This is a genomic window from Trueperella bonasi, from assembly GCF_030811535.1.
Classification (GTDB): domain Bacteria; phylum Actinomycetota; class Actinomycetes; order Actinomycetales; family Actinomycetaceae; genus Trueperella; species Trueperella bonasi.
The window spans coordinates 313,125-325,640 of sequence record NZ_JAUSQX010000001.1 but is presented as its reverse complement, the minus strand read 5'-3'; the positions used below and the strand labels follow the sequence as shown (position 1 = coordinate 325,640).

Here is a 12,516-nt window from a genome sequence, read left to right as displayed (position 1 = left end):
CCGACATATTTAGATATTACCTGAATTTGTCAATAATGAAAATATTTCCTTAAGGAGTTGCTGTGATTCTTGCAACTATCGCCGTGTACGTGCTTTCGGGATTGGGTGCCGTGTCTGGAAATAAGCTCATACGCTCATTCTTGCAGCGCATCGATCAGCCCAAGGGAGAACGGCGCTTAACATTGCTGTCCGCGCAAAAGGCATTGCCGGGAGGGCGGTGGATTGGGATTCTTGAGCGTCTAGCCACCTATATCTGCGTCGTCACGGGATTTCCGGCAGGCATAGCATTTGTGCTCGCAGTCAAGGGGCTTGGAAGATATCCGGAGCTGAAAAACGATAGCAGTGCACGGGTGGGCGAACTCTTCATCATCGGCACCTTCGCCTCGATTCTGTGGGCTCTCATGTGGGCAGGAATTGCCATAAGAGCGACTGCAATACTGAGCAGCCAGCAAGGGTGTTAATCGTTGAGTTGTGCGATCTTGCCCGCAAGTGCAGCGGCGAAGGCCGTCCATGCCGCATATGGAACCAGTGCAATTCCAGCACCTGTTGACACCTTTCCAGAACGCGCCATTAGACCTGCCGAAGAGGCTGCAAGTGCCACAGCTTCTACCGTGGCGAGTTTAAGGTTCTTACCTTGCCAGAATAGAATCGACCATCCGGCATTAAGCGCAAGGTTAATGCCAAGGCTGCGTTTGAAGCTTGTGCGCTCGGCTTCAACCTCTTCTTGCTTGGACTTGGTTAATGCGCGGCTCTGCTGCTCATCCAGCTTTGCTAAAACCCGCGCCGAAGACCCTGCAATGAGTACGTACAGGCCGGTCCAGGCGATGGGGAAGACCTCTTCCGGCGGTTGCCACTGCGGCTTCTTGCGCGTCTTATACCAGGGAGTCGATGGATCGGTGGCGAATGTTCCAACGGCAGCCGTTGCCGCAGTAGCTAAACCCGTACCTACCAATTTTTTGAAAAAGCCCATGATTCTCCTCAATCTGAGTGTTTCCCAACTTGACGACCATGGTATACGTGATCGTGCATGCGCTCGCGTTTCTCATCTGAGCGTGAATTTTCCGGCCAGAAACGTTCCAAGTGTGATGGGGATGCTACTTTCTTGGTAGCAAGCTCGATAGAATCTCGTGGCACATTTCGTGAAAGGTTGCTCGTGGCAGAATTGCTCATATCTTCACCGTTAATGACTCTCTTCCTCGTCGTCGCACTCGGTGGCGTGCTTGGAATTATCCCGTTTGGCAAGCTGAAGTTCGGGGCTGCCGGGGCGTTGTTCGTCGGATTATTTATCGGTAATTTAGCCCCCGAGCTTGGCGGGAGTATGGGGCTCGTGCAAAACCTCGGGCTTGCGCTGTTTGTTTATATGGTCGGACTTTCTGCTGGCCAAACCTTTTTTCGCGATCTCAAGCGGTATTACAAACTTATGCTGGCTGCGGTGGGAGCAATTGCTCTTGGCGCGATTGTGGCCGCACTAGCTGGTCCGCTCCTCGGTTTGTCCATAGAGCTATCGGCAGGTGTGTTCGCCGGATCACTCACGAATACGCCGGCGCTCGCGGCGGCAACGGCAGTCACGGGTACGGCCGAACCGGGTGTGGGCTATTCGCTGGGCTACCCCATGGGAGTTTTCATGGGAATCGTTCTGGTTTCTATGGTCGTATCGCGCAAGTGGCCAGAATTGAATGACACTCCTTCATACGCCGGGCAGAGCCTAACCGCGGTGACGGCCGTGGCCGAAAAAGAAATACCACTCCGCCAAATTCCAGGTTGGCAAGCGCAGGACATCCGCGTTTCTTACCTGTACCGCGATGGCAAAACGAGGGTGATTAGCCCGGGAGAGGAACTTCAAAAGGGAGATCAGATAGTCATCGTTGGGATGGAAAGCGCTGTTGTCGAGGCAGTAGAAGCGATCGGGTATGTGCGCCCCGAACACCTAGCAGATGACCGCTCACGAGTAGATTTTCGTTCATTCACCGTTTCCGAGAAGGAACTTGCCGGGATGACTGTCGCCGAGTTGAACCTGCCTAGCCGGTTTGGTGCCGTCGTCACACGTATCCATCGGGGAGACTTTGAGTTGCTCGCATCCGACTTCGAACACTTGGAGATCGGGGATCGTGTCATGGTCGCCTTTCCACGTGCGGAATACGAAAATTTGGAAAGTTTCTTCGGTAATTCGGAACGCAAAGTTTCCCAGGTCGACGCCGTTGCGCTCGGCCTGGGCATGGTCTTGGGTTTGTTGCTCGGGATGGTCGAGGTTGGAATGCCCGGTGGCGGAACATTCAGCCTAGGCTCGGCGGCTGGGCCTTTAATAGTTGGCATGATTCTTGGCTACCTGTATCGCACCGGTCCGCTCGTGTGGCAATTGCCGCTTGCGGCAAACGAAACGATCCGGCAGTTGGGCCTGCTACTTTTCTTGGCCTCCGTTGGAATTGCATCTGGACCAGCATTTGCTGAGACGGCGTTTTCCGTTACGGGATTGAAGGCTCTCGCGTTGGGCGCGCTGATCGCGGTGGTTGTTCTCGTGACGGTATCCATGTGTGGCAGGGTGTTGAAGGTCAGTGCTCAGCGCACCGCAGGGACGATGGCGGGCGCCCTTGGCCAGCCAGCCATCCTTTCCTTTGCCCAATCCAAAGAGCAGGATGAGCGTATCGAATCAGGCTATGCATCCGTATTCGCGCTGGCTATGATCGCGAAGATTTTGCTTACTTACGTGATTCTCGCAATCTAAGAACTCAGGTTCATTTGTGACATGTGTGAATAGTGGGACGCAAGGTATTCCCTTTGAGAGAAATCTTGCACAAATATTGGCGAAATGCTGAGATAAGTTGGTGTTGGAGCCTAGATTTCGGCTAAGTTTCTATCTAGCGGCTCAAAATCGAGCCGAGTTTCTGACAACATACTGAGAGGTAGATACATGTCCCTCAATCGCACTGAGCTCATTGCAAAGATTGCTGAAGAATCCGGTCTGACCAAGACCGACGCCGACAAGGCGATTTCCGCACTCCAGAACGTTCTAGTTGACTCGCTTTCCAAGGGTGAGGCTGTCAAGATTACGGGTCTTATGTCCGTTGAGCGTACTGAGCGGGCGGCGCGCAAGGGCCGTAACCCACGCACCGGTGAAGAGATTCAGATTCCCGCTGGCTACGGCGTGAAGATCTCGGCCGGTTCCACCCTGAAGAAGGCTGTTGCTAACAAATAGTCATGCACACAGGTCTTGATGAGCGCTCGGTTCACCGGGCGCTCATTCATTTGTTGACGCTGTGGCAAGATCCACCTGCGACTTTTCGAAATTGAAAGCGGGCGGATCTAGACTGGGATCATGTCTACAGATCCTCATTCAGAGCCACTAGCGCCGGGCCAACCCGAGGCTCCCTCCCTCCAGCCGGATTCGACGACGGCCACCCTAGAGCGCACCAAGGAGAGCCGCGAACCGGGTGATGAGGATCGGTATGCACACTACGTGCGAAAAGATCGTATTACGCAGTCGGCTGTCGAGGGTGGCCCCGTCGTCGCGCTGTGTGGAAAGATTTGGACGCCGGTGCGTAATCCAGATAAATACCCCATTTGCCCCACGTGTAAAGCGATCTATCAAAATATGGGGTCAGGCGAAAATTCATGGCCTTTTGGCCCCAATCCTCCCGGCGGTGGAAAGCCTCCGAGCGGCGGTAGCCAATGACGGGGCGTGCGCAAACCCCGCAGTCAGTTTCCGTTTCAGCCGCTCAAAATCTTCTACCGGTATATCCCCAGCGCGCAGCGTGGGGAACAGCGGGCACGTTACGCGCATGGCAGGCCGCGGCGCTAGAACAATATCTGACATCGATTCCGCGTGATTTTCTTGCGGTTGCGACGCCAGGGGCTGGAAAGACGACGTTCGCGCTGCGGGTCGCGACCGAACTGATGGCACGCAAGATCGTTGCGGAGGTAACGGTTGTCTGCCCAACTGAACATTTGAAATACCAGTGGGCGGAAGCGGCGGCACGCGTGGGTCTGAAGTTAGACCCGGACTTTACGAATGCTCATGCGGGCCTTGGGGCGTCTTTTAATGGTGTCTGCCTGACTTATGCGCAAGTGGCTCGGGCGCCGATGATGCACAGGCATCGCACCTCAGCGCATTCAACTCTGGTGATTCTCGACGAAATCCACCATGGCGGCGACGCCTTGAGCTGGGGTGACGGCATCCGAATCGCATTCGAACCTGCTCAACAGCGACTTTCACTTACCGGCACCCCTTTTCGGTCAGATTCTGCTGCAATCCCATTCGTTGAATACGAGCCGGATGACGATGCGGTGCCACGTTCGCGCGCGGATTACTCCTACGGATACGGTCAGGCACTCAAGGATGGTGTGGTCCGGCCCGTCATGTTCATGTCGTACACGGGCGAGATGAGCTGGCAGACTAAACACGGGCAGATTATGAGCGCAACGCTCGGTGAGCCGATGACTAAGGACATGGAGGCTCAAGCTTGGCGTACTGCACTCGATCCCAATGGTGATTGGATTAAAGCTGTGTTAGCGGCCGCCGATGACCGGTTGACTGTTGTGCGCGAAGGCATTCCAGACGCGGGCGGGCTCGTCATTGCAACCGACCACAAGGCCGCACGCGCCTATGCCGAACTTCTTGCGCAAGTTTCGGGCGAGGAGCCAACGGTGGTTTTATCCGACGATGACGGCGCGTCGGATCGCATCCACGATTTTGCGAATGGTACTTCGCGCTGGATGGTTGCTGTGCGCATGGTTTCCGAGGGCGTTGACGTACCTAGGTTGTCGGTGGGTGTTTATGCCACATCGACTGCCACCCCGCTATTCTTCGCCCAAGCCATTGGCCGGTTCGTTCGTCAGCGTTACCGTGGTGAGACGGCGTCAATCTTTTTACCGTCCGTTCCGCACCTACTCGAGCTGGCAGGTGAGTTGGAAAAAGAGCGCGATCACGCCCTTTGGATGAAACCCGGTGAACAGGGCTGGGATGATGACCTGCTTTCTCGCGCGCAGCGGGAAGAAAGCGCATCCGATGAGCTTGACGGGCCAGGTTACGCCGCGCTGTCAGCAGATGCGACCTTCGATCGCGTCGTTTACGACGGCGATGATTTCGGCTCGTGGGCGGAGGTAGGTTCGGACGAGGAGGCGGACTTTCTTGGTATCCCTGGCTTACTTGAACCGGATCAGGTGGCCACATTGCTTCGCGAGCGTCAAGAGAGCCAAAAGACCGGCAAGGGTGCTCAGGATGAGACTAGGTCCGGCGTCATGGAATCCCGAAAACGTCGGCAGGCGAGGAAACAGCTATCCGATCTCGTTTCTGCCTATGCTGCCCAAACGGGCCGTGCACATGCGCTGATCCACACGGAATTGCGCCGCGCATGCGGCGGCCCGGAAGTTGCCAGAGCCTCACTCGAGCAGGTTGAGGCGAGAATCTTGAAGATCCAACGCTGGTTTGTTGGCCGTTCCTAGCTTTCTTGCAGATCAATCATCGTAGTAGGCAACGCCGGATCGCCCTCGGAAAGGCGCCAGGCAGCGTAGGGGAGAGCGGCGCGTGAGTTGCGGTGACGTTCGGCCGCGCGGGCTAGTTCGCCTTCGCGCGTGTATTCTTCAGAAACTTCTCCGCCGTCAACGAGTTTGACCTGTAGCGGGCGGGCCTTGTGCTCATCCAGACAGGCAAGCCCATCTTCCCAGGACCCGGCAGATACGATGAGCTCTTCGGTTGCCCGCCCAGTTTCATCGTGCTTGCGCCCGGCGATTTTCAAACCACCGACTGACCCTTTAAAATCAGACATTTTCGCTACACCCTGCATCGTGCCGTCTTCGCGTTCGCGAGCGACCAGTTTATACACGAGCTGAGCAGTTGGTCTGCCCGATCCCGTAACGAGCCTCGTACCCACACCGTAGGAATCAACGGGGGCTGCATTGAGTGCCGCGATCGCATATTCGTCGAGGTCTGAAGTGACGGTGATCTTCGTCGTCGTTGCTCCCATATCATCGAGTTGCTTGCGCACTTTGAATGCCTGCGCAACCAGATCTCCAGAATCCAAGCGAACCGCACCGAGTTCGCCGCCGGCTTCACGCGCAACTTGAACAGCCAGCTCCACACCCTTTTCCACATCGTACGTATCGACCAGCAAGGTAGTGTCGGTGCCCATTGTTTTGATTTGGGCACGGAAAGCATCTGCTTCGGTGTCGTGTAACAGGGTGAAAGAGTGGGCTGCGGTGCCAATGGGCTTGATGCCGTAAGAGCGGGCTGCCTCAAGATTTGAAGTTCCGAGGAAACCACCGATGATTGACGCCCGGGCTGCCGCCACTGCAGCGTATTCGTTCATGCGGCGCGCTCCCATTTCCAAACACGGACGATCGTGGGAGGCGATAGTCATCCGGGACGCTGCCGTGGCTACCGCCGAGTCGTAGTTCATAATCGACAGGATCAGCGTTTCAAGTACGACGGCGTCCGCGAACGTGCCCGTCACTGTCAGAAGGGGAGAACCCGGAAAGTAGACCTCGCCTTCGGCGTATCCGTAGATATCGCCGGTAAACCGATAGCTGGCAAGCCAGTCGAGCGTATCTTCGGAAACTATGTTTGAGCTTCGCACGAAATCAATTTCGGACTCGGTGAAGCGGAAGTCTTTGAGCGCTTCCAATACGCGGCCAGTGCCGGCCACAACGCCGTACCGGCGCCGCCCGGGAAGCCGCCTACCAAAAACTTCGAAAACGGATGCGCGGCCGGCGGTTCCAGATTTCATGGCCGAGTCAACCATGGTCAATTCGTACATGTCGGTAAGGAGCGCAGTGCTCGTAAATTTCGTCATGGTATAACGGTATATCGACGGGGATAGAAATTTCTCTATGCCGTGAAATTCTCCAAGTTTTATCGGCGGCGAGCGCGTAAACGCCCTGCCGATTGGCGCGTAACCAACTACACTTTAGGTTGTGCGTTCAATGAGAGAAACCCCGGCTCCCAGCCATACTGAAACTCCCGAGCTAACAGCGGCTTCCGGTTGGCGGACAGTGGTTCATAATGATCCGGTTAACCTGATGACTTACGTTCAATGGGTATTCGAATCGTATTTCGGAATGGATTCTAAAACCGCCTATTTAACGATGATGCAGGTACATCACAACGGCCGAGCCATCGTATCCAAGGGGCAGCGCGAACAAATGGAAAGCGACGCGCAGGCAATGCACGCTTACGGGCTTTGGGCAACCATTGAAGGTGATAGCCAATGATGGCTTTCAGAATGGTGCGAGAAGGCTTCCAAGCGCGGGCAAACCACGAGGAGCGCGCAATGCTATCGAGCTTGGCGCGCGACGTCGTCGTGCTGCTCGGATCGGATGTGGAGCACGAAGCGGAGCGCCGAGCACAGGCCTACGACTTGGACGATCCTCTAGCGCAGTTTGAGGCAGACATCGCCGATATCGCCGAGTCCATCGCTGCTGAAAACGAGCCGCAGGTGAACCAACCGTTTGATCAGGCGCTCGATCGCCTTTTACCCGACATGAGCGAGGATCCTGATGAGGCCGCCTCTCTTCGCGATCTGACGGAAAACTCTATTGCTGCGGCAAAGATCGAGAACCTCGTGACTTTCTACCAAGATTTGGAAGATGTGCCCGATGATCAGGATGAGATCACGCTGCGCGGCGATCAGGCTTCAGCGTGGCTGGCCGCACTCAATGATATTCGACTCGTTTTGGCAGCCCGGCTAGAAATCGACGACGACGAATCGGCTAGTGACGTCTATAGGCGGGCAGGCATGTTCACAACTTCCGGATCGAGGGACACCGACAATCTGCCCGAGATTCAGACTTCCGATGATGTGCTTGTAGTGCTTTATTCGATGACAACCTGGTGGCAAGATTCACTGGTCAGTGCGGTGAGGCGCAAGGGGCTTCGCAGGTAGCATTCGATGCATGGACGATTCACCAATTGGCGTGTTCGACTCCGGCGTCGGCGGTCTGACGGTCGCGCGTGCCATTATCGATCAACTGCCGGGTGAATCCATCACCTATATTGGCGACACTGCCAACAATCCCTACGGCCCGCGCCCGATTGCACAGGTCCGTGAGCTCGCGTTGAACATCATGGATCAACTGGTTGATTTCGGGGTAAAAATGCTTGTGATTGCTTGCAATTCGGCCTCTTCGGCCGTGCTCCATGACGCGCGTGAACGATATACGGTAGGCAAGGGAATTCCGGTTGTTGAAGTGATCCATCCGGCAGTGCGTGGCGCGGTGAGGGTAACCTCCAATCGAAAGGTTGGAATTATTGGAACCCAGGCCACGATCGAGTCTGGAGCATATGAAGATGCGTTTTCTGCTCTGCCGAATTTTGAGGTGACGACGGCGGCCGCGCCGCGCTTTGTGGAGTTCGTGGAACGCGGGATCACAACGAGCCCGGAACTCTTGGAACTTGCCGAAGAGTATCTGGCGCCGATAAAGGCGGCGGGCGTGGACACTCTCGTGCTGGGCTGCACCCACTATCCGTTGTTAACGGGAACCTTAACCTATGTGATGGGCGCTGACGTGACGCTTGTTTCCTCGGCTGAAGAAACGGCTCGTGATGTATATCGCGAACTTACCGCACGCGGGTTACTGCGCGATCCAGCCGCAGGTGCGCCCACGCACACCTTCCTCGTTACGGGTGAGGCGGAAGAATTTCAAAGACTTGCACGCCGATTTTTAGGCCCGGAGGTCACGGGAGTGCAAGCACTTGAAGAAAGGGAACGATGAAGCTCACGATCATCGGATGTTCTGGCTCGATGTCGGGTAAAGATTCGCCGGCGTCGTCGTACTTGGTGCAAGCCGAAGGCCCTGACGAAACTGGTAACCCGCGCACGTGGACTCTCGTCATGGATTTTGGGCCGGGAGCAATGGGGCACCTACTGAAGTACGTGGACCCGGCTCGGCTGGATGCCATGGTGATATCGCACCTGCATGCTGATCACTGCGTGGACCTGGTGGGAATGCAGGTCTACCGTCGATGGTATCCGGAAGGAGCGCTGGCAAAGCTTCCGGTCTTCTCACCTGGCGATGGCCGCGAACGACTTCGGGAGATCGCGGGCGATCCCGCTGAGGAAACGTATGAGAACGAATTCGAGTTCGTGTCTGTAAAACCCGGCCACACTTTGCAAGTGGGCCCCATGCACGTGGAGTTCTTCGAGGCGTATCACACAATTGAGGCCGTCTCGATGCGGGTGACTGGCCCATCTGAGAACAATCCGGATGAGCAGGTTGTGCTCGCCTTCACCGGAGATACCGATTATGCGCAAACCGTTGTCGACTGTGCCCACAATGCTGACGTGTTACTTTCCGAAGCGGCGTTCGAAGAGGGCCGTGATGAGGTCGAGGGGATACACCTTACCGGCAAACGCGCGGGAGAGCTGGCTCGTGACGCAAACGCTAAACGTTTGCTACTTACCCATTTGCAACCGTGGACGAGCCCCGTGCGCACCGCGCAAGATGCACAATCCGTGTTCGATGGTGAGGTCAAGGTAGTCAAGGCGGGCGAGGTCTACAGGATATGAGTGTCGAAGGTGCGCGCTAGACTGAGTGCATGACTACATTTTCTCGGAAAGACGGACGTCGCGTAGATGAACTGCGGCCAATCAGAATAACGCGCCGATACCTGGACCAGGGCGAAGGCTCCGTGTACGTGGAGTTTGGTAAGACCAAAGTGCTGTGCGTTGCCACCTTGGAGGAGGGCGTGCCGCGATGGCGTAAAGGTAGCGGCCTTGGCTGGGTAACTGCCGAGTATGCGATGTTACCGCGCGCGACTAACTCGCGTTCCCAACGCGAATCGGTGAAAGGTAAGGTCGGCGGGCGTACCTCGGAGATTTCCCGTTTGATTGGGCGTTCCTTGCGTTCCGTCGTCGATTTTGAGGCCTTGGGTGAGAACACGATCGTGTTGGATTGCGATGTTCTGCAAGCCGATGGCGGAACTCGCACGGCCTCGATCACCGGCGCGTACGTAGCGCTTGCCGACGCCGTCAATTGCGGTATCGAGCGGGGTTGGATCAAGCCGCGCGCAACCACGCCCGTCTTGCGCGATTCGATGAGTGCGATTTCTGTGGGCGTTGTGGACGGCGTGGCCGTCTTGGATCTTCCTTATGTTGAAGATGTTGCCGCCGAGACGGATATGAACGTTGTGATGACGGGCTCTGGTAAGTTCGTGGAAGTTCAGGGAACTGCTGAAGAACAGCCATTTGATCGCGATCTTTTGAACGACATGATCGATTTGGCGATCTCGGGCACTGCGCAACTGACCGAGCTGCAGCTTCAGGCGTTGGACTCGGAGCAAGCCGTGGAGCTAGGTCAGTGGGATTGCTGATCCTCGCCTCTCACAACGCGCACAAGCTTGCAGAGGTAAGGGATATTTTGTTGCCCTTGGTGCCCGCGCTTGAGTCTCTTGAGTCTGTCTCGTGTGATATTGGGGAACCCGTGGAGGATGGCCGAACTTTTGCCGAAAATGCGATCATAAAAGCCAAGCAGGTTGCGCAGCTACTGAACCTTCCCGCTATTGCTGATGATTCCGGGCTGTGCGTTGACATTATGGGTGGTGCACCCGGCATTTTTTCGGCTCGTTGGAGTGGCCAACATGGGAATGATCGAGCCAACCTAGAGCTTCTCCTTGCCCAGCTGGCAGACGTGAAACCGGAACATCGTGGCGCGCGGTTCGTGTGTGCTGCAGCGTTGGCGTTACCTGACGGGAGCGTCGTCGTTGAAGAAGGCGAAATGGTAGGCAAGCTCCGAACCGAAGCGGCCGGAGCCGGTGGCTTTGGTTACGATCCGATTTTTGAACCCAGTGGATACGATCTTACGAATGCCGAGCTCAGCGCCAATGAAAAGAATGCGATCTCGCACCGGCGAAAGGCCTTCGAAGCGCTTGCTGCGCACATTGTGGCGCTGCTGGGTTGCTCCCGCTAAACCCAACCGAGGCTAGCAAGAGCTTGCTTCACAATTCCGAGATGTTTGGGCAGAATTTCGGCCTGCAGTTCGGGAGTCATGAGTTCACCTGGAGTAAACCAATTGACCTCTAACGAATCTGACGAAGGCTTGCAGTCACCCATAACTGGAATAATGTAGGCCATTGACACAGCGTGTTGGCGAGGATCATGCCAGCCCTCGCCCGGCGTTGGAAAATATTCTGCGACTACAAACGGCACAATATTTGCAGGCAGCTGCGGAAGAGCCATTTGGCCGAGGTCCTTGTCGAGGTGGCGTACGAGCGCGTCACGAATCGACTCGTGGTACAGCACTCGGCCTGACACAAGCGAACGGGTGAGGCCGCCGTCTTCGACGGTGAGTAAAAGGCCTACCGAGTTAAGCGAGCCGTCATCGTTGAGTTGAACCGGTACCGCATCGACATACAAGATCGGAACCTTCCTACGCACAAAAGCAAGCTCTTCTGGCGAAAGCCAAGGTCCCATGTCTTCAGAAGCTACGTCGCTCATATGATTATTGTGCCAGCGACGGCGGAAGCTATGGTGCCACAGGACGGCTTATTTGCCACCGGTGAACGAGAAGGCACGTGAGCGAAAATTTTTTCCGACTATGGCAGAGTGGGCACGTGCAAAGATATGAACGACCACTCATGGTCATCGCTTTGGTATTTAGCTTAGTGATGCTAGTAATCGGTTGGTATACCGCCTGGCGAGTAAATTTTGACTCTGCCGTGGTAATCGCGGCGGCACTGGGTAGCGCCGCTTCGGCGTTCGGGCTCTACGGGTGGAACCGAGGGTCTTTGTATTTTGTGGCTGGAGCAGCACTAGGGGCCGGCCTATTATTTCCGACGGTATGGGGTTACATGCCGATGATTACGGGATTCGTTCTCTTCATCTTGCTGATTTCGCTGCGAATGTTCAACGATACCAATGGCCACGAATAAGGCCGTTTAACACGGCAGGAAAGGAAAACTTATGGAAAAGACGGAACGTCTAGAGGTGGGGCAGTCAGCTCCAGATTTCACGCTTGATACGCCCGGCGGTAGCGTCCGGCTAGCTGAGGAGCTTGACGGCGCAGAACAGGGAGTGATCGTCTACTTCTACCCGAAAGCGATGACTCCGGGATGCACCACCGAGGCCTGCGATTTTCGTGACAGCGAGAATTCGCTGAAGGCCGCTGGGTACACCGTTATTGGCATTTCACCGGACTCGGTGGAGTCATTGGAAAAGTTTGGCGAAAAAGAGTCCTTGAATTACGTCCTTGCTTCCGATCCGGATAAGAAAGTGATGAAGGAGTACGGCGCCTTTGGCATGAAGAAGAATTACGGTAGGGAAGTGGAAGGCGTTATCCGATCTACTGTCGTTGTGGGTAAGGACGGAAACGTGATTCACGCTGCCTATAACGTAAAAGCAACCGGCCACGTGGCCAGGCTACGAAAGTCCCTCGGAATTGACGAGTAAAAGCGGCCGTTGAATTACGAAAGGAAACTTGCGTATATATTTAACACGTCTGTTTTTCGTTGCAATATCAGCGTTTTGGCGATTTTAGTATAGCCTTACCTTTCTTGTAACGGCTCAATTTTATTGAGATATTTTAACCAGA

General features: G+C 55.5%; 16 protein-coding genes. 13 read left to right on the top strand and 3 right to left on the bottom strand.

Going from position 1 to position 12,516, the window contains the following annotated elements; translation table 11 throughout:
* The first annotated feature begins 62 nt into the window (after positions 1 to 62).
* A complete protein-coding gene (locus J2S70_RS01535; protein WP_307681989.1) occupies positions 63 to 461 on the top strand; it encodes a hypothetical protein in 399 nt (132 codons plus the stop codon).
* Here the strand turns inward: J2S70_RS01535 and J2S70_RS01530 are convergent.
* A complete protein-coding gene (locus tag J2S70_RS01530; protein ID WP_307681988.1) occupies positions 458 to 970 on the bottom strand; it encodes a TspO/MBR family protein in 513 nt (170 codons plus the stop codon). The two genes, J2S70_RS01535 and J2S70_RS01530, sit on opposite strands and share 4 nt — an antisense overlap.
* Before the next feature lie 213 nt (positions 971 to 1,183).
* Here J2S70_RS01530 and J2S70_RS01525 point away from each other — a divergent pair, with 213 nt between their 5' ends.
* The 4 genes from J2S70_RS01525 to J2S70_RS01510 all read left to right on the top strand — a co-directional run bounded on the left by J2S70_RS01525 (position 1,184) and on the right by J2S70_RS01510 (position 5,439).
* Positions 1,184 to 2,722 carry an aspartate:alanine exchanger family transporter gene (locus tag J2S70_RS01525; RefSeq protein WP_307683350.1) on the top strand — a complete coding sequence of 513 codons (1,539 nt, stop codon included), beginning with the start codon at positions 1,184 to 1,186 and terminating at the stop codon, positions 2,720 to 2,722.
* 186 nt (positions 2,723 to 2,908) lie between these two features.
* Positions 2,909 to 3,193, top strand: coding sequence for an HU family DNA-binding protein (locus J2S70_RS01520; RefSeq protein ID WP_307681987.1), 285 nt, complete (start codon positions 2,909 to 2,911; stop codon positions 3,191 to 3,193).
* A gap of 120 nt (positions 3,194 to 3,313) precedes the next feature.
* A complete protein-coding gene (locus J2S70_RS01515) occupies positions 3,314 to 3,670 on the top strand; it encodes a DUF3039 domain-containing protein (RefSeq protein WP_307681986.1) in 357 nt (118 codons plus the stop codon).
* Positions 3,667 to 5,439 carry a DEAD/DEAH box helicase gene (locus tag J2S70_RS01510; protein ID WP_307681985.1) on the top strand — a complete coding sequence of 591 codons (1,773 nt, stop codon included), beginning with the start codon at positions 3,667 to 3,669 and terminating at the stop codon, positions 5,437 to 5,439. Before J2S70_RS01515 ends, J2S70_RS01510 begins: the two co-directional genes overlap by 4 nt.
* On the opposite strand, the gene J2S70_RS01505 is transcribed toward J2S70_RS01510, so the two are convergent.
* A complete protein-coding gene (locus tag J2S70_RS01505; RefSeq protein WP_307681984.1) occupies positions 5,436 to 6,785 on the bottom strand; it encodes a nicotinate phosphoribosyltransferase in 1,350 nt (449 codons plus the stop codon). The genes J2S70_RS01510 and J2S70_RS01505 overlap by 4 nt on opposite strands.
* Positions 6,786 to 6,915: 130 nt before the next feature.
* Between J2S70_RS01505 and clpS the strand changes: the two genes are divergently transcribed.
* Genes clpS through rdgB form a run of 6 tightly spaced genes read left to right on the top strand, consistent with a single transcriptional unit; the run spans position 6,916 to position 10,896 of the window.
* Positions 6,916 to 7,203: an ATP-dependent Clp protease adapter ClpS gene (gene clpS / locus J2S70_RS01500; RefSeq protein ID WP_307683349.1), complete on the top strand. Its 288-nt coding sequence runs from the start codon at positions 6,916 to 6,918 to the stop codon at positions 7,201 to 7,203.
* Positions 7,200 to 7,874, top strand: a complete 675-nt coding sequence (locus J2S70_RS01495; protein ID WP_307681983.1) for a DUF2017 family protein — start codon at positions 7,200 to 7,202, stop codon at positions 7,872 to 7,874. Before clpS ends, J2S70_RS01495 begins: the two co-directional genes overlap by 4 nt.
* 10 nt (positions 7,875 to 7,884) lie before the next feature.
* Positions 7,885 to 8,703: a glutamate racemase gene (gene murI, locus J2S70_RS01490; protein WP_307681982.1), complete on the top strand. Its 819-nt coding sequence runs from the start codon at positions 7,885 to 7,887 to the stop codon at positions 8,701 to 8,703.
* The gene (locus J2S70_RS01485) at positions 8,700 to 9,497 is read left to right on the top strand and encodes an MBL fold metallo-hydrolase (RefSeq protein WP_307681981.1); all 798 of its coding nucleotides are present in this window, start codon (positions 8,700 to 8,702) and stop codon (positions 9,495 to 9,497) included. Before murI ends, J2S70_RS01485 begins: the two co-directional genes overlap by 4 nt.
* Positions 9,498 to 9,526: 29 nt before the next feature.
* A complete protein-coding gene (rph, locus tag J2S70_RS01480) occupies positions 9,527 to 10,300 on the top strand; it encodes a ribonuclease PH (RefSeq protein WP_307681980.1) in 774 nt (257 codons plus the stop codon).
* Positions 10,288 to 10,896, top strand: a complete 609-nt coding sequence (gene rdgB / locus J2S70_RS01475) for an RdgB/HAM1 family non-canonical purine NTP pyrophosphatase (RefSeq protein WP_307681979.1) — start codon at positions 10,288 to 10,290, stop codon at positions 10,894 to 10,896. The genes rph and rdgB overlap by 13 nt, the downstream gene beginning before the upstream one ends.
* Here the strand turns inward: rdgB and J2S70_RS01470 are convergent.
* Positions 10,893 to 11,423 (bottom strand): DUF4916 domain-containing protein, encoded by a 531-nt coding sequence (locus tag J2S70_RS01470; RefSeq protein ID WP_307681978.1) that lies wholly within the window; start codon positions 11,421 to 11,423, stop codon positions 10,893 to 10,895. The two genes, rdgB and J2S70_RS01470, sit on opposite strands and share 4 nt — an antisense overlap.
* 77 nt (positions 11,424 to 11,500) lie before the next feature.
* On the opposite strand from J2S70_RS01470, the gene J2S70_RS01465 reads away from it, so the two are divergent.
* Both J2S70_RS01465 and J2S70_RS01460 read left to right on the top strand, forming a co-directional pair.
* Positions 11,501 to 11,857, top strand: coding sequence for a hypothetical protein (locus tag J2S70_RS01465; protein ID WP_307681977.1), 357 nt, complete (start codon positions 11,501 to 11,503; stop codon positions 11,855 to 11,857).
* A 31-nt stretch (positions 11,858 to 11,888) separates the two neighbouring features.
* A complete protein-coding gene (locus J2S70_RS01460; RefSeq protein WP_307681976.1) occupies positions 11,889 to 12,374 on the top strand; it encodes a peroxiredoxin in 486 nt (161 codons plus the stop codon).
* The last annotated feature ends 142 nt before the right edge of the window (positions 12,375 to 12,516 follow it).

Bases quoted from the DNA above. Each gene is read 5' to 3' on its own strand.
- clpS (WP_307683349.1), top strand. From the start codon at position 6,916: ATGAGAGAAACCCCGGCTCCCAGCCATACTGAAACTCCCGAGCTAACA.
- J2S70_RS01525 (WP_307683350.1), top strand. From the start codon at position 1,184: ATGACTCTCTTCCTCGTCGTCGCACTCGGTGGCGTGCTTGGAATTATC.
- J2S70_RS01530 (WP_307681988.1), bottom strand. From the start codon at position 970: ATGGGCTTTTTCAAAAAATTGGTAGGTACGGGTTTAGCTACTGCGGCA.
- J2S70_RS01510 (WP_307681985.1), top strand. From the start codon at position 3,667: ATGACGGGGCGTGCGCAAACCCCGCAGTCAGTTTCCGTTTCAGCCGCT.
- J2S70_RS01485 (WP_307681981.1), top strand. From the start codon at position 8,700: ATGAAGCTCACGATCATCGGATGTTCTGGCTCGATGTCGGGTAAAGAT.
- rph (WP_307681980.1), top strand. From the start codon at position 9,527: ATGACTACATTTTCTCGGAAAGACGGACGTCGCGTAGATGAACTGCGG.
- J2S70_RS01460 (WP_307681976.1), top strand. From the start codon at position 11,889: ATGGAAAAGACGGAACGTCTAGAGGTGGGGCAGTCAGCTCCAGATTTC.
- J2S70_RS01495 (WP_307681983.1), top strand. From the start codon at position 7,200: ATGATGGCTTTCAGAATGGTGCGAGAAGGCTTCCAAGCGCGGGCAAAC.
- murI (WP_307681982.1), top strand. From the start codon at position 7,885: ATGGACGATTCACCAATTGGCGTGTTCGACTCCGGCGTCGGCGGTCTG.
- J2S70_RS01470 (WP_307681978.1), bottom strand. From the start codon at position 11,423: ATGAGCGACGTAGCTTCTGAAGACATGGGACCTTGGCTTTCGCCAGAA.
- J2S70_RS01515 (WP_307681986.1), top strand. From the start codon at position 3,314: ATGTCTACAGATCCTCATTCAGAGCCACTAGCGCCGGGCCAACCCGAG.
- J2S70_RS01520 (WP_307681987.1), top strand. From the start codon at position 2,909: ATGTCCCTCAATCGCACTGAGCTCATTGCAAAGATTGCTGAAGAATCC.
- J2S70_RS01505 (WP_307681984.1), bottom strand. From the start codon at position 6,785: ATGACGAAATTTACGAGCACTGCGCTCCTTACCGACATGTACGAATTG.